The following is a 15,816-nucleotide window of genomic DNA, read 5'->3' on the forward strand; positions in this document are numbered from 1 at the left end:
GCTAGAATCCGCCGACATCGAGGCCGTCGGCAAAACCTTCGCCGAGCGCATTGGCGAGATCGCCGCGCGCGGTGACGTTGGCCGCCGCAGCGATGTTGTGCACGATGGTCGAGGACAGCACCCGGACCCAGAGATCGCGCATCAGATAGACCCGCATCACCACGTTCATCGTCAGCGCAAAGGCGAGATAGCCGATACCGAGCAGGACGATCAGGGGAATGCTCTTGGCGAACGCTTCGGTCTTGAAGAACGCATCGATCGAAGAGCCGTTGATGCTGGCGGCCAGGAAGACGCAGAGCATAACGTAGACCGCAAATACCACGACGAGCAGCAAGATCCAGCCGATCACCTTCCAGTAGAGGCCGACCAGCGCGCCGCGGCTCAGCGTCGATTCGAGCCGCACCTCGCCGAAGCGGATGCCCGACAACCACCAGCGCCACTCGACCGCCTTGAACGCGGCATAGGCGAACGGCGCGAAGACGTAGGACGACAGCGCGAACGGCATCAACAGCCACAGCCACCAGCCGCGCTTGAAGAACTCCCAGCCGCGGCCCTCGAACGAACCTTGCAGGTCGCCGTAATAGGAATGCCGCATCTTGTAGCGCTCGAGCGCCGCCTCGCGCCAGGGCAGCGCCAGGCCGAGCGTGATCATGACCAGAAGGCCCCAGAGCGAGGCCTTGAGCGCATAGATCCAGCCCGAGCCGCTCATCCAGAAGCGAACGCCGCGCCACACCGTGCGGGTCAGCCGGTAGCGCCGCGCGCGATAGATCGCGAACTGGCCGAACAGGTAGAAGAAGGCAACCAGCGGCAGCGAGGCGAACGCTTTGAGATGCTCGGCCTCGATGCCGATCAGGAAGTAGCCGAGATAGATCGGCACCAGGATCGCCAACGCAACCAGGAAGCCGATCAACAGCTCCTTGCCGCGGCCGGTATATTCCGGCGCGTCGCCGTCGATCTGGGTGTTCGACCAGAGGTGACGGCGGATGTCGGTGGTGAGCCAGAACCGGTAGAAGCCGACGGTGATCAGTTCGAGCCCGGCGCCACGCGCCACCAGGCGGAAGAACTCCTTCCGCTTCCCTGAAAACGCCACCGGCATCGGCGGCGGTTGCGGGGGCGGCTGCGGCGGCCCCAGCGGGGTCCAGCTCATATCGTTCACGGCGTCACTCCAGGACGGGACAATCTCTGCGCATCAAAAGCACAGGTTTGTCGCTCCGAGTGTGATCCAGGTTTCACACAAGGTCGAGATCGCCGGGCGATTTTTGGCCTGATGCGGTTGGCCATGCCTTAACGGGATTGCCGGAACAGGGCGATCCCCGGTGCCGGTATCCCCCGTCGGGCAAGGGCGCCGCCTGCACCCCGTCGTGCGTGAGCGTCGAACCCAAGGAGGGAACCAGATGACTTATGGATGAGGCGCTGCAAGCAAGACGTCGCCGCAACCGAGGAAAGTCGCGATGAACAAGTGGATCATGTCGGCATGCTTCTCGACGTTCTTCATTGCGCTGACGGCAGCTCCCGCTGCCGCCGTCGATGTGCGGCTGGAGTCCTATCGCAATCCGAAGAACGAGAACTTTCGTATCTTCAATCATATGTACCTGGACGGCGTCAGGGGCGGCCTGATGGCCTCCAATGCCTGGCTGAAGCGGCATGGCGGCCAAATGCTGTTCTGCATGCCCGGCGACCTTGCACTGAGCAGCGAGCAAGTCGAAGAGATCATGCTCAAGTCCGCCGACAAGCGATCCGCGAAAGGCGACATGGCGATCGCTCTCCTGCTGCTGTGGGGCATGCAGGACACCTATCCGTGCGAAAAAGCCGGCGGCGAAAAAAGCGACAGCCAATAGAGACCAGCACCGACGCCGTCCAGCCGAATCAAACGCCGTTTCAAACACGCATCGTCGCCTCCACGACCGGAAAGGTCCGGATTCGGCCGCTTTGGCCTGACATCAATGCGGCCAAATGCGCGTCGACAGCCCTTGCGCGAACGCCGGAATGGGAATGTAATTCCGTAAAACATGCCGCGCCGGCGATGCCCCGCGCGCGGCAACGGTTGAGGAGCCGCTCATGCACGGGACCATCGATCTCGTCGACGACAGGAATCTGGACGCCGCGCGCGAACGCGCCAACACGCTGCCGCTCGCAGACTACGATCCCGGCAATCCCGAGCTGTTCAAGACCGATACGTTCTGGCCGTATTTCGACCGGCTGCGCCGCGAGGATCCGGTGCACTACTGCAAGAACTCGATGTTCGGTCCGTACTGGTCGATCACCCGCTACAACGACATCATGGACATCGAGACCAACCATTCGGTGTTCTCCTCGGCTGCTTCGCTCGGCGGCATCACCATCCGCGACGTGCCGCCGGATCTGCGCCGCGAAAGCTTCATCGCGATGGATCAGCCGCGCCATTCGGCGCAGCGCAAGACCGTGGCGCCGATGTTCACGCCGACGCATCTCGACGAGCTCGCCATCAACATCCGCAAGCGCTCGACCGAGTGCCTCGACAATTTGCCGCGCGGCGAGGTGTTCGACTGGGTCGACAAGGTCTCGATCGAGCTGACGACGCAGATGCTCGCGGTGCTGTTCGACTTCCCCTGGGAGGACCGCCGCAAGCTGACGCGCTGGTCAGATGTCGCGACCACCCTGCCCGGCGCCGGCGGCCTCGTCGCCACCGAGGACGAGCGGCAGGCCGAGCTGATGGAATGCGCGAGCTATTTCGCGCGGCTCTGGAAGGAGCGATCGAGCCAGCCGCCGAAGAGCGACCTGCTTTCGATGATGGCGCACAGCGACGCCACGCGGAACATGGACCCGAAGAACTTCCTCGGCAATCTGATCCTGCTGATCGTCGGCGGCAACGACACCACGCGCAACACGCTGTCCGGCAGCATCTATGCGCTGGCCAAGCATCCGGAGCAGTACCGCAAGCTGCGCGACAACCCGGCCTTGATCGACAGCTTCGTGCCCGAGGTGATCCGCTGGCAGACCCCGCTCGCCCATATGCGGCGCACCGCGCTCTCCGACTTCGAATTCCGCGGCCGCCAGATCAGGAAGGGCGACAAGGTCGTGATGTGGTACGTCTCGGGCAACCGCGACGAGGAGGCGATCGAGAAGCCCTACGAGTTCCTGATCGATCGCGCCCGGCCGCGTACCCACATCTCGTTCGGCTTCGGCATCCACCGCTGCGTCGGCCTGCGGCTCGCCGAGTTGCAGCTTAAGATCATCTGGGAAGAGATCCTCAAGCGCTTCGACACCATCGAGGTGGTGGAGGAGCCGCAACGGGTGTATTCCAGCTTCATCAAGGGCTACGAGACGCTGCCCGTGCGCATTGCCGCGTGAGGGTGCATTCGCTGTCGTGTTGATACATTTGCGTTCAGGAAGGCAGAATCGGATGGGTTAGGGAGAGGGGTAAGCCGCGCAGACAGCTCTCGTGGCTCACCCCTCTCTCCAACTCTCCCCCGCAAGGGGGGAGAGAGCCCGACCACGTCCCGTGCGGCTTTGGAAAATTGCGAAGAGAGAGATCAATGAACGTCCAGACCGCCATCCGTGCCGACCGGGCCGAACTGGAGCGCCAGGCGCGCGAGGAAGCCTACGCGACGCCGCTGAAGGATTTTCATCCCGGCGCGCCAAAACTGTTCCAGAACGACACGCTGTGGCCGTGGTTCGAGCGGCTGCGCAAGGAAGAGCCGGTGCACTACTGCACCAATGCGCCGATCGAGCCCTACTGGTCTGTCGTGAAATACAACGACATCATGCATGTCGACACCAGCCACGGCATCTTCTCCTCGGACTCCACGCTCGGCGGCATCTCGATCCGCGACGTGCCGCCCGGCTACGACTATCCGAGCTTCATCGCGATGGATCAGCCGAAGCACGCCCATCAGCGCAAAACCGTGTCGCCGATGTTCACGCCGACGCACCTCGACGAACTCGCCAAGCTGATCCGCCAGCGCTCGGCCAGCGTGCTCGACAATCTGCCGCGCAACGAGACCTTCAACTTCGTCGAGCGCGTCTCGATCGAATTGACCACCCAGATGCTGGCGACGCTGTTCGACTTCCCCTGGGAGGAACGGCGCAAGCTGACGCGCTGGTCCGACGTCTCCACCGCGCTGCCGAAGGGCGGCATCGTCGAGTCGCCGGAACAGCGCCGGCAGGAGATGGACGAGTGCTACGGCTATTTCTCCAAGCTGTGGAACGAACGCGTCAACTCGGCACCGCGCAACGATTTGCTGTCGATGATGGCGCATAGCGACGCCACCCGGCACATGGACCCCGACAATCTGATGGGCAACATCATCCTGCTCATCGTCGGCGGCAACGACACCACGCGCAACACCATGAGCGGCTCGGTGCTGGCGCTGCACGAGCATCCCGACCAATTCCAGAAACTGAAGGAGAACCCCGACCTGATCGACACCATGGTGCCGGAAGTGATTCGCTGGCAGACGCCGCTGGCGCATATGCGGCGCACCGCCCTTGTCGACACCGAGCTCGGCGGCAAGACGATCAGGAAGGGCGACCGCGTCGTGATGTGGTACGTCTCGGGCAACCGCGACGACGAGGTGATCGAGCGCCCGAACGAATTCATCATCGACCGCGCCCGGCCGCGCATCCATCTGTCGTTCGGCTTCGGCATCCACCGCTGCGTCGGCATGCGGCTCGCCGAGCTGCAGCTCAAGATCGTCTGGCAGGAGATGCTGAAGCGATTCGACCGCATCGAGGTGGTCGGCGAACCGAAGCGGGTCTATTCCAGCTTCGTCCGCGGCATCGAGACCCTGCCGGTCCGGATCCCGGGCTGAGGAACAACGCCAGCTCGACCTCGCGCTCCCGCCATGACGGCGATCAGCTCGGACTGCTTGATCGCACCGTTGCGGTGATGCGACGAGGCCGCTCGCTTCTCATCCCACGCATGTGGCGTCCTGGCTGTGGCCGTTGCGCATCACACGATAAGATTGCAGAGCCGGAGCGACAAAAATCGCGTGTTTGAGACTTTCGATGAATTATCGTCACCACGATCCGAACTAAAATTCGCCGGCGAGGATACGTCCAAGTCCAGTCGGCCAAGAAAACTGCCGGTCATGAACCGTTCGCCCAAGCCCATTGCACGAAGTCATCGCGCTACCCATCGCCTTGCACTCCTGACGAGCACGGCCGTTGCCCTGATGGCGGCGGTCGCCGCGGCATACGCCGATGGAGGCGTCGGCGGAGCCGGCGGTGGCGGCGCAGGCGGTAGCGGAGGTACGGCAGGTACCAGTGTCTCGCCGAACGGCGGGGTTGGTGGAAATTCAACCGGCCAGGGCGCGGGTGGTGGCGGTGGCGGCGCCGCAGGCGGCGCCGGCGGCCTTGGCGGCATAGATTCCGGAAACGCCGGCAATGGCGGAAATGGCGGCGATGGCGGCAGCGGCATCGGCGGCAACGGCACGAATGGTGCGAACGGCGGAACAGGCACATCATCCTCCCTGAACGGCGGCGGCGGCGGTGGTGGCGGTGAAGGCGCAGCCGGTGCCGGCACGGGCGGCTCCGGCGGCGCGGGCGGTAACGGTGGCGCCGGGACTGATGGTTTTCCGGGAGCGCCCGGCATCTTCAGTATTCCGGGCGGAATCGGCGGCATTGGAATCGCTCAAGGCGGCGCCGGCGGCAGCGGAGCTTCCGGCGGCACCGGCCTGCAGGTCACGACCACAGGCACCACGACCGTCTCGCAAGCCGTCAGCGGCGGCGCTGGCGGAATCGGTGGTAGCGGCGGCGCCGGCGGCAATGGCGGGAACGGCGGCAGCGGCCCCCCCGGACTTGCTGGCTTGCCAGGAGCGATCGGCGGGTTGGGTGGATCAGGCGGCAGCGGCGGCGCCGGCGGCGTCTCGTCGGGCGACGGCGCACGCGGCGCCGATGGCGGCGCTGGTGCGATCGGCCTGCAGGCAATCAGCGCCGCCACACTCGCGATTTCGCAAACCGTGACCGGCGGTAATGGCGGTGCCGGCGGCAATGGCGGGAATGGCGGAAACGGCGGCGCCGGCGCCAATGGTGGCGCAGGTGGCGCAGGCGGCGTCAGCTCTGGATCCATATTCACTGGCGGCTCAGGCGGAAATGGCGGCGGCAGCGGAAACGGCGGCGACGCGACCAGCAATGGCGGCGTCGGCGGCAACGGTGCCAAGGGCGGCGACGGCCTTCGGCTCGAGAGCGGCGGCAACGCGACAAGCTCGATCGCGATTATCGGCGGCGCAGGCGGCAACGGCGGCAATGGCGGCAACGCCGGTAGCGCCGGCAATGGCGGCAATGGTGGCGTGGGCGGCGCCGGCGCCACATCCGCGCCGGGTACCGCCGGCACTCCCCTCAGCGGCGTGCCCGGTGGCATCGGCAACGGCGGCGGCTTTGGCGCCGGCGGCGGCGCCGGAAGCAACGGCGGCAACGCCTCGGGCAATGGCGGCAATGGCGGCAGCGGCGCCAACGGCGGCAACGGCGCGACGATCTCGAACGGCGGCCTGCTGACCAATCTGGGGATGATCACCGGCGGCGCGGGTGGTCACGGCGGTAATGGCGGCAACGCCGGCAATGCCGGCAGCGGCGGCAACGGCGGAGCAGGCGGAAGCGGCAGCAGCGGCAGCGATGGCGGGGCTGGCGGTTCCTCTGGAGTGCCCGGCGGCACCGGCGGCGCGGGCGGTCTTGGCGGCTTCGGCGGCCCCGGCGGGGCCGGCGGCAATGCCGGTAACGGCGGCACGGCCTCGGGCAACGGCGGCAACGCCGGCAATGGCGGCAATGGCGGCGCCGGTGCGACGTTCGCCAATGGCGGCACGCTGATCAATCGCGGCAGTATCACCGGCGGCAATGGCGGCGCCGCCGGTGCGGCGGGCAGCGCAGGCCAAGCGGGCGGCGCAGGCAGCGGAGGAATCGGCGGCATCGGCGGCGCCGGAGGCGCAGGTGGTGCGGGCGGCGCGGGAGGAGCAAGTCCCGGGCCGGGCCTCCCGCCCGGCGCGGACGGCGCCACAGGCCAGAACGGCACCTCCGGAGGCAACGGCCTGGCCGGCACGAACGGCACGTCAGGGACTGCGACCGGCACAGCCGGCGCGTCGGCGGCGGCCGGTCTCGGCGGCGTCGGCGTCAGCGGCGCCAATCTCACAATCATCAACAGCGGCTCGATCTCCGGCGGCCTCGGCGGCGACGGCGTCACGCGCGCCAACGCGATCCAGTTCACCGGCGGCAGCAACACACTGCAGCTTCAGTCCGGCTCCACCATCGTCGGCAATGTGGTCGGCACCGGCAACGACGCGTTCCAGCTCGGCGGCAGCGGCACCGCCAACTTCAATCTCGCTTCCTTCGGCAGCGGCCGGCAATACCAGGGCTTTGCGAGCTTCGGCGTGGTCGGCGGCGTCTGGACGCTGACGGGCAATAGCGCCAGTCCGGTTGCCCTGACGATCAACAATGGCACGGTCGACGTGAACGGCAGCCTCAATGTCGCGAGCGTCGCCGTCGGCTCCGGCGGCACATTGTCGGGCATCGGCACCGTCGATCCGGTGTCGACCACGATCATGAACGGCGGCACACTCGCCCCGGGCAATGCGTCCAATCCGACCGGAGCGCTGGCAATCGACGGCAATCTCGTGCTGCAATCAGGCGCATCCTACCTGGTGCACGTGACGCCGTCGGCATCCGCCTCGATCAGCGTGAACGGTGTCGCGACACTCGGCGGCGCGACGGTCGGCGCGATCTTCGCCAACGGCAGCTACGTCTCCAAGCAGTACACCATCGTCACGGCAAGCAGCGGCGTCTCCGGCACATTCGGCTCTCTGGTCAACAGCAACCTGCCGTCGAATTTTGCAGCCGGGCTGAGCTACGACGCCAGTCACGCCTATCTCGACCTGACGCTCAACTACACCCCGCCACCGTCCGCTCCGGATTTCGGCAGCGGGCTGTCCGGCAATCAGCAGGCCGTCGGCAATGCGCTGGTCAATTTCTTCAACAGGACGGGCGGCATTCCGTTGGTGTACGGCACGTTGACGCCGTCGGGCCTTTCGCAGGCCTCAGGTGAGCTCGGCAGCGGTGCGCAACAGGCGACGTTCAGCGCGATGAACCAGTTCATGGGCATCCTGACCGGCCCCTTCAAGAACCGGAACGGCGCGTCGTCCTCCATGCCGTCCGGGAACGGCTATGCCGATCCGTCACTGGGCTACGCGGCGAGCCATCGCGATGCCTATGCAATGCTCACCAAGGCGCCCCCGGCGACGTTCACGCAGCGCTGGAGCGTGTGGGCGACCGGTTTCGGCGGCTCGCAAACCACTGACGGCAACGCGGCGACGGGATCGAACAACACCAGCAGCAGCATCGTCGGCACGGCCGTCGGCGCCGACTATCTGTTCTCGCCGAACACCGTCGCGGGCTTTGCAGTGGCCGGCGGCGGCACCAATTTCAGCGTGAACGGCGCAGGCTACGGCCGCTCCGACCTGTTCCAGGCGGGTGCCTATCTCCGTCACAATGACGGTGCCGCTTACCTCTCAGCCGCGCTGGCCTATGGCTGGCAGGACATCACCACCAACCGCAGCGTCACGATCGCGGGTCTCGATCAGCTGCGCGCCGAGTTCAACGCCAATGCGTGGTCCGGCCGTCTCGAAGGCGGCTACCGGTTCGTTGCGCCCGTTGTCGGCGGCGTCGGCATCACGCCCTATGCGGCGGGACAGTTCACCACTTTCATCTTGCCGGCCTATGCCGAGCAGACAGCGGTCGGCTCGCCCGCCTTTGCGCTGGCCTACGCTGCCAAGAACGTCACCGACGTCCGCAGCGAATTGGGCGTTCGCACCGACAAGTCCTTTGCGATGCCGGATGGCGTCCTGACGCTGCGCGGCCGCCTCGCCTGGGCCCATGATTTCGATCCCGATCGCTCGATCGGGGCGACCTTCCAGTCGCTGCCGGGCGCGAGCTTCGTCGTCAACGGCGCTGCGCAGGCCAGCGATGCCGCGCTGACGACGGCCTCGATCGAGATGAACTGGCTGAACGGCTGGTCGGCCGCCGCCGTCTTCGACGGCGAATTCTCCAGCGTGACGACCTCCTACGCCGGCAGGGGCACGGTGCGCTATCGGTGGTAAGCGCCTGCTGCTCCGCCATCCGGCCCGCAATGTGGTAGACACCGTCAGCCGCGCGCTGCGGCGCTCCATGATTTGGCCGGTGACGAAACATGAACCGAAAAGAACGGCGTGCGGCCGGTAAGCGACGGGACGCCTCCGCCAGGAACGCACCTGTTTTCGGCTCCACGGCCGTCAGCATTGCCGGCCTTGCCGCCGAGGCCAGCCGCTTCTACGCGATGCGCCGCTTTGGCGACGCGCAGGAGATTTGCCGGCAAATCCTTGCGCGCGAACCTGGCCATGTGCAGAGCCTGAACCTGCTCGGCCTGATGGCCCAGGCAGCCGGCGATCACCGGGCCGCGGCGAAGCTGTTCACCAAGGCGATTGCGTCAGACGAGGTGAACGCCGCCTGCCACTACAACGCCGGTAACTCCTACCAGGCGCTTGGCAATCGGACCAAGGCGGCGGCGCTTTTCGGCAAGGCGCTGGCGCTCGGCATGGATACGAAGGCGATCGGCTTCATCCTGCAGAGCCCGACCGTCACCCGCTATGTCGAACGGATCGCGGGCAAGTGGCCGCTGCCGATCGCGAACGCCGAATTGTTCGGCAGCGAGGGGATCGCCCCGCTTGCGAGCGATCTGTTCCTGCGCTCGGCGATGGAAGCGACGACGCTGGCCAGCATGCAGCTCGAGCTGCTGCTGGGACATGCACGGGCCGAGCTGCTGCGGCTCGCGACCAACGCAGACGACGTCGATGACGACATCGTCGGCTTTGCCTGCGCGCTCGCCCGGCAATGCTTCATCAACGAATATGTCTATGGACAGACCGCGGCGGACAGCGATCGCGCAGGTGCATTGCGTGATCGATTGCTGCGGGACCTTGCGTCAGGCGCTGCGGTCGCGCCATTGACGCTGGCGGTCGTTGCGGCCTACTGCCCGCTTCACGACCTGCCCGCGGCGGACGCGCTGCTGCACCGGGACTGGCCTGCGACCATCGCCGGCCTGCTCCGGGTGCAGCTTCGCGAGCCGCGCGAGGAGATCGCCGAACGCAGCGCCATTGCGGCGCTCACCCCGATCAAGAACGACGTCTCCGTCGAGGTGATGCGACAATACGAGGAAAATCCCTATCCGCGCTGGACCGTCAATCCGCTGACGGCATTCGCGGCCGATCGGGCGCGGGGGCGGACCGTCGCGACCGCGGAACAGCAAGCCGAACGGGATATCCTGATCGCCGGTTGCGGCACCGGCTCGCACGCGATCCAGATCGCGCAGGTCTATCCGAACGCCCGCCTGCTCGCAGTCGACATCAGCATGACCAGCCTCGCCTATGCGGGACGCAAGACCCGCGAGCTGGGCTTGCGCAACATCGAATACGCGCAAGGGGATATCCTGGAATTGGGCGCGATCGATCGCAGCTTCGACAGCATCGAATCGGTCGGCGTGCTGCATCATCTCGCCGAGCCGTTTGCCGGCTGGCGCGTGCTGGTCTCGCTGCTGCGGCCGGGCGGCACGATGCGCATCGGCCTGTACAGCGAGCTGGCGCGTCGCGTCATCGTCGAAGCCCGCGCCCGCATCGCCGCGCGCGGCTATCGCGCCACCGCCGACGACATCCGACGGTGCCGCCAGGAGATCTTCCGCGAGGCGGAGCAATGGAAACCGCTGATCGGCGCCAGCGATTTCTACAGCATGAGCGGCTGCCGCGACCTCCTGTTCAACGTCATGGAACATCGCCTCACGATCCCCGAGATCGCGGCCTTCCTCAGCGAGCACGGCCTGACGTTCCGGGGCTTTGAGCCGTTTGACGACCCGTCAGTGCTCGACCAATTCCGCAAGCAGTTTCCGGGCGCGGCCGACGAGACCAACCTGGATCAATGGCACCGCTTCGAGATCGAGCATCCCGAGACGTTCTGGGACATGTACGTATTCACGGCGCGAAAGAGCGCACCTTAACAGCAGGACGCTAGCGCGCGTGCTGGCCTTTATTGGTCGGCAACGGGCAATTCGTGCAGACCCGGTCGTCGCACATCCGGCAGATCGTAAAGCGATCCATCTCAGAGGTGTCCTGCCTTGCCAGCAACTCGCGGATCAAGGTCGCGAGTTGCTTCCGTTCGGCCGCCGACAGCACGTCGAGAAGTGACGTCACGGCTGAAATCCGCGACGCCAGCAATTCGTTGCGCGATGCAGCGCCGGTAGCCGTCAGGTGCAAAGCGACTTCACGGCCGTCCTTACCCGCCCGGCGCTCGACCAACCGATCCGACACCAGCCGATCGACCAGCCGGACCGTTCCGGAATGCGACAGGCCGAGGATCCGCCTCAGCTTGTCGTTGGTCATGCCCTGGCCGTAGCCGATGACGATGAGCGCCGCGGGCGTCTCGCCGCCGCGGCCGACCACCTCGCGTGCACTCTGCTCAATGCGATCCATGACGGCGAGCGACAGCGCGCCCAGCAGATTGGCGATTCCGTTCTCCATGCCGGAAATAATATGTGCGTTGCGCACAAAAAACAACTTGACCCTATATGTGCGCTGCGCACATATTTGCCCGTGAGAGCAATGATGACGAAAAATGGAGATCCGCGATGACGATCCGAAGCACCGTGCTGGCAACGCCTGACAAGACCGTCAGCGAGCCCATGCTGAAATACGTGCAGGCCAACGGCGTGCGGTTTGCCTATCTCGAACAGGGCAGCGGACCGCTCGTGATGTTCATGCACGGCTTTCCCGACAACGCCTGGTCGTATCGCAAGCAACTGCAGGTGTTCGCCGATGCCGGCTATCACGCAGTCGCGCCGTTCCTGCGCGGCTACGCGCCGACCGAGATTCCGGCGGATGGCGTTTTCGATCCGATCGCGCTGGGCCGTGATCTCGTAGCGCTGATCGAAACGCTGAGCGACGACGGACGAGCCTGCGTCGTCGGCATGGATTGGGGCGGCACATCGACCTTCCAGGCGCTGGCCACCGCGCCGTCGGCAATCAAGGCCGCGGTGGTGATGAATACCGCGCATCCGATCACAATCCCGAGCCTCAGGAGCGATCCCGATGCGGTTCGATCGGTCTTCCATGTCTATTTCTTCACGGTGCCCGGCGCTCACGCGGCGGTCAACATCGAGGGACTTCCCTTCGTCGACTACCTTTGGAAATTGTGGTCGCCAGCCCTGGAGAACGACGAGCATATCCGCTCGGTCAAGCAGACGCTCAGCTCGCCCGGTACCATGAAGGCGGCATTGAAATACTATAACGGCCTGATCGATGCGGGAGTTGCGGGCCTGCTGCCGATCACCGACATGCATACGCCGACGCTGACGATCTATGGCGGCAACGACCCGACGGCGCGCTATTCGATCAAGGAAGAGCCGCTCTTCAAGGGGCCACATCGGCGCATCGTCCTGCCCGACGTCGGGCACTTCCCGCACCTCGAGCGCGAGGCCGAAGTCACCAGTCTGATCATGGACTGGTTCAAGAGCCACGACGATTGAACCGGCGCGCCGCGAGCAGCGGCCACGTCAGCCGATATCTTTTCGCTTCCCTCAAAAGGAGTGCGCGCAATGGACGCCACCACACAGCAGCAATACGCCGAAGCGTTTCATGCTCTACACAGGCAGGGCGATCCGCTCGTCCTGTTCAACGCCTGGGACGTCGCCACCGCGAAGGCCATCGCAAAGAGCGCGCCGGCGGTGGCGACCAGCAGCGGCGCGGTTGCAGCCGCGCTGGGCTATGCGGACGGGGAAAATGCGCCCCTCGACATGGTGGAAGGCTTGGTCTCGCGCATGACCGCGTCTGTCTCGATTCCGGTATCGATCGATCTGGAGGCAGGATATGGCGACACGGCAGAGGCGGCCGCACATTCGGCGATCAGAATCCTGAAGGCCGGCGCCATCGGCATCAACATCGAGGACGGGCTTTTGGACGGAAAACGGCAACTCGTCAGCCCGGAGCAGCATGCCGCAAAGATCAGGGCGGTGCGGACCGCCGCGCAACAGTTCGGAATCCATCTCTTCATCAATGCGCGCACCGACCCGTTTCTGCTGAAGTTCGGCTCGCCGGAAGAATGCCTGAATGAGGCGGCGTGGCGTGCGAAGGTCTATGCCGATGCCGGCGCCGACGGCATTTTCGTACCCGGACTCACCGACCTCGCGCTGATCGAGGAATTCGTTCAGCTCACGCCGCTGCCGGTCAACATCATGGTGACGCGGGGCGTTCCCGAAATCCCGGAGCTCACCCGGGTCGGTGTTCGCAGGATCAGCCTTGGGCCTTGGCCGATGATGGCCGCGATGCGCGTCATCGGAGAGGCCGCCGCCGCGGTCATCGCGAGCAGGCAGTACGGTGCGTTCCTGCAGCCGAGCGCCTGAGTTCGAAGGTCGCCGGCCGCGGCGACGCGGGTATACAAATCCGGTATAGCTGCGCGAGCCAGATGCGAAGGGAATTAAAGCTGCTCGCGCAGTAAGGCTTCGGCGAGGACGCGCCGCTGCGCGCCCCGTACCGAGGCCATGATGGACCAGATTGCCGTTCACCAGGACAGCGCCACCAGCACCGACTGGCCGGTTGCGATCTACCGCACGCTGAAGAGCTTTGGCGTGGCGCAGGTGTCCTACGTCCCCGACGCGGGACATTCCAAGCTGATCAAGCTGTCGCACGCAGACGCCGACATCAAGACCACGGTGCTGACGACCGAAGAGGAAGGCGTGGCGCTGGCCGCCGGCGCCTGGCTCGGCGGCGACCGCGCGGTGCTGCTGATGCAATCGAGCGGCGTCGGCAATTGCATCAACATGCTGTCGCTGATGGCGAGCTGCCGCTTTCCGCTGCTGACCTTGGTGACGATGCGCGGCGAATGGGCCGAGTTCAATCCCTGGCAGATCCCGATGGGCCGGGCGACGCGGCAGGCCTTCGAGATCATGGGCACGACCGTGCTGCGGCTGGAGAACCCCGACGACGCCGAGGACGTGATCTCGGCCGCCGCCTCGCTCGCCTATGACGGCGACCAGCAGGTCGCCGTGCTGATCGCGCAGCGGATGATCGGCCGCAAGAAGTGGACCAGGGAGACGCATTGATGTCCGCAGCAACAGGCACCCTCGACCGCCGCGCCGCCGTGAAGGCGCTGCTTGCCGACCGCGGCGATTTGCTCGTGATCTCCGGGCTCGGCTCCTCCTCCTACGACGTGTTCGATGCCGGCGAGCATCCCGGCAATTTCTATCTCTGGGGCGCGATGGGCGGCGCCGCGATGGTCGGGCTCGGGCTGGCGCTGGCGCAGCCGAAGCGGCCGGTGCTTGTGATCACCGGCGACGGCGAGCAGCTGATGGGGATCGGCAGCCTCTTGACCATCGCGACCAAGCAGCCCGGCAATCTCTCGATCGCGGTGCTCGACAACGGCCATTTCGGCGAGACCGGCATGCAGCTCAGCCATTCCGGGCTCGGCGCGAAGCTCGAGGTGATCGCTGATGGCGCCGGCAACCGCAGTGTCTCGGAGATCGCCGACATGGCGGGCATCGAGAGCTTGCGCAACGGCCTGCGCGACCTCGGTGGCGGCCCGCGGCTGGCACGGATCCGGATCGCCGCCGGCGAGGTCGAGCGCGCGCTGCCGCCGCGCGACGGCACTTATCTCAAGAACCGCTTCCGCGGCCATCTCGGCTTCAAGGTGAGCTGAGATCTAATGCACACACCGCCGTCATTGCGAGGAGCGACAGCGACGAAGCAATCCATGCCTCCGCGCACGCCGCACGATGGATTGCTTCGCTTCGCTCGCAATGACGGAAGTAACTGCAGCCGCGCTCAGGCGAGCTGGATGTCCCAGAGACCCTCGGCGCGCAGCGCGGCGACCTCGTCGCGCAACAGCTTCGCGATCAGGGTCATCGCATTGGAGCCGGGATGCTCGACCGGCGAGGCCAAAGTCAGCTCGCGCCGCGGCGCCGGGCGCGCGATGGCGGCCGTCTCGAGTCGGTCCTCCGCCACCTCGGCGCGCACCGAGGACGGCGGCAGCATGGTGTATCCGAGCCCCTCCTCGACCAGGCTGGTCAGGACGCGAAACGAATCCGCCTCGAGCTTGACGTCGAGATCGATCTTCTTTCGAGCCGCGGCATGCTCGAGCAGCGCACGCAGGCCGTGCGAATGACTGGGCAGCACCAGGCGCTGGCGCATCAGCCAGCCGAAATCCACCTGCTTCTTCTGCTTCAGCCCGCTGCCGCGCGGGCCGACCGCGACGATCGAGTCGCGGCCGAGGCTCTGCACCGCCAGATGCAGGTCGACCGAGGGGCCGTAGATCACCGCAAGGTCCATCTCGCCGCGGTGCAGCCACTCGATCAGATGGCCGCTGTAGCTCTCGACGATGCAGAGCGAGATGCCGGGATAGCGCTCCACCGTGCGCCGCGCCAGCCGCGCCGACAGCACGCAGCTCACCGTCGGCACGAGGCCGAGCACGACGCGCCCGGACGGCGCGCCGCCGGAGGACTGGATGTCGGCGCGGATCTGGTCGATCTGCCGCACGATACCGCTGGTGCGCGCCAGCAGCAGCCGGCCGGCGTCGGTCAGCACCATGCCGCGTCCGTTGCGCGTGAACAGTTCGGTGCGCAGCTCGTGCTCCAGGAGCTTGATCTGCCGGCTCAGCGCCGGCTGCGCGACCCGCAAGGTATCGGATGCCTTGCTCAGACTCCCGAGTTCCGCGACGCACGCAAAGGTCCTAAGCTGGCGGAAATCCATACTTGCCAATCCTGGAAGGCAGGTTCATACGCTATAACAAAACAGCATAGGGAGTTTACCGGGCCCCCACAACAGCGGGCGCGCTTTGTCC

Annotated in this window: 12 protein-coding genes; 9 read left to right on the plus strand and 3 right to left on the minus strand. The window is 65.9% G+C overall.

The window, feature by feature from the left end; genetic code table 11:
• Nucleotide 1: 1 nt before the first annotated feature.
• Complete coding sequence (locus tag ACVINW_RS02925; protein WP_456756281.1) at nt 2-1,147, minus strand: DUF898 family protein; 1,146 nt, start codon at nt 1,145-1,147, stop codon at nt 2-4.
• 304 nt (nt 1,148-1,451) lie between these two features.
• Here ACVINW_RS02925 and ACVINW_RS02930 point away from each other — a divergent pair, with 304 nt between their 5' ends.
• The 5 genes from ACVINW_RS02930 to ACVINW_RS02950 all read left to right on the plus strand — a co-directional run bounded on the left by ACVINW_RS02930 (nt 1,452) and on the right by ACVINW_RS02950 (nt 10,987).
• A complete protein-coding gene (locus ACVINW_RS02930; protein WP_456749918.1) occupies nt 1,452-1,838 on the plus strand; it encodes a hypothetical protein in 387 nt (128 codons plus the stop codon).
• 220 nt (nt 1,839-2,058) lie between these two features.
• Nucleotides 2,059-3,330, plus strand: a complete 1,272-nt coding sequence (locus tag ACVINW_RS02935; RefSeq protein ID WP_456749919.1) for a cytochrome P450 — start codon at nt 2,059-2,061, stop codon at nt 3,328-3,330.
• A 185-nt stretch (nt 3,331-3,515) separates the two neighbouring features.
• Complete coding sequence (locus tag ACVINW_RS02940; RefSeq protein ID WP_456749920.1) at nt 3,516-4,790, plus strand: cytochrome P450; 1,275 nt, start codon at nt 3,516-3,518, stop codon at nt 4,788-4,790.
• A 363-nt stretch (nt 4,791-5,153) separates the two neighbouring features.
• A complete protein-coding gene (locus ACVINW_RS02945; protein WP_456749921.1) occupies nt 5,154-9,062 on the plus strand; it encodes an autotransporter domain-containing protein in 3,909 nt (1,302 codons plus the stop codon).
• Between the two features lie 89 nt (nt 9,063-9,151).
• A complete protein-coding gene (locus ACVINW_RS02950; RefSeq protein WP_456749922.1) occupies nt 9,152-10,987 on the plus strand; it encodes a methyltransferase domain-containing protein in 1,836 nt (611 codons plus the stop codon).
• Nucleotides 10,988-10,997: 10 nt separating this feature from the next.
• Here the strand turns inward: ACVINW_RS02950 and ACVINW_RS02955 are convergent, their stop codons facing one another.
• Nucleotides 10,998-11,534: a MarR family winged helix-turn-helix transcriptional regulator gene (locus ACVINW_RS02955; protein ID WP_456749923.1), complete on the minus strand. Its 537-nt coding sequence runs from the start codon at nt 11,532-11,534 to the stop codon at nt 10,998-11,000.
• An 80-nt stretch (nt 11,535-11,614) separates the two neighbouring features.
• Here ACVINW_RS02955 and ACVINW_RS02960 point away from each other — a divergent pair, with 80 nt between their 5' ends.
• The 4 genes from ACVINW_RS02960 to ACVINW_RS02975 all read left to right on the plus strand — a co-directional run bounded on the left by ACVINW_RS02960 (nt 11,615) and on the right by ACVINW_RS02975 (nt 14,676).
• Nucleotides 11,615-12,511, plus strand: a complete 897-nt coding sequence (locus ACVINW_RS02960; RefSeq protein WP_456749924.1) for an alpha/beta fold hydrolase — start codon at nt 11,615-11,617, stop codon at nt 12,509-12,511.
• Nucleotides 12,512-12,580: 69 nt separating this feature from the next.
• Nucleotides 12,581-13,384 (plus strand): isocitrate lyase/PEP mutase family protein, encoded by an 804-nt coding sequence (locus tag ACVINW_RS02965; RefSeq protein ID WP_456749925.1) that lies wholly within the window; start codon nt 12,581-12,583, stop codon nt 13,382-13,384.
• Between the two features lie 138 nt (nt 13,385-13,522).
• Nucleotides 13,523-14,083, plus strand: coding sequence for a thiamine pyrophosphate-binding protein (locus ACVINW_RS02970; protein ID WP_456749926.1), 561 nt, complete (start codon nt 13,523-13,525; stop codon nt 14,081-14,083).
• Nucleotides 14,083-14,676, plus strand: coding sequence for a thiamine pyrophosphate-dependent enzyme (locus ACVINW_RS02975; protein ID WP_456749927.1), 594 nt, complete (start codon nt 14,083-14,085; stop codon nt 14,674-14,676). The genes ACVINW_RS02970 and ACVINW_RS02975 overlap by 1 nt, the downstream gene beginning before the upstream one ends.
• 125 nt (nt 14,677-14,801) lie before the next feature.
• Here ACVINW_RS02975 and ACVINW_RS02980 read toward each other — a convergent pair whose 3' ends face one another.
• Nucleotides 14,802-15,725 (minus strand): LysR family transcriptional regulator, encoded by a 924-nt coding sequence (locus ACVINW_RS02980; RefSeq protein ID WP_456749928.1) that lies wholly within the window; start codon nt 15,723-15,725, stop codon nt 14,802-14,804.
• Nucleotides 15,726-15,816: the final 91 nt, after the last annotated feature.

It is taken from the genome of Bradyrhizobium sp. USDA 4461 (assembly GCF_054055655.1).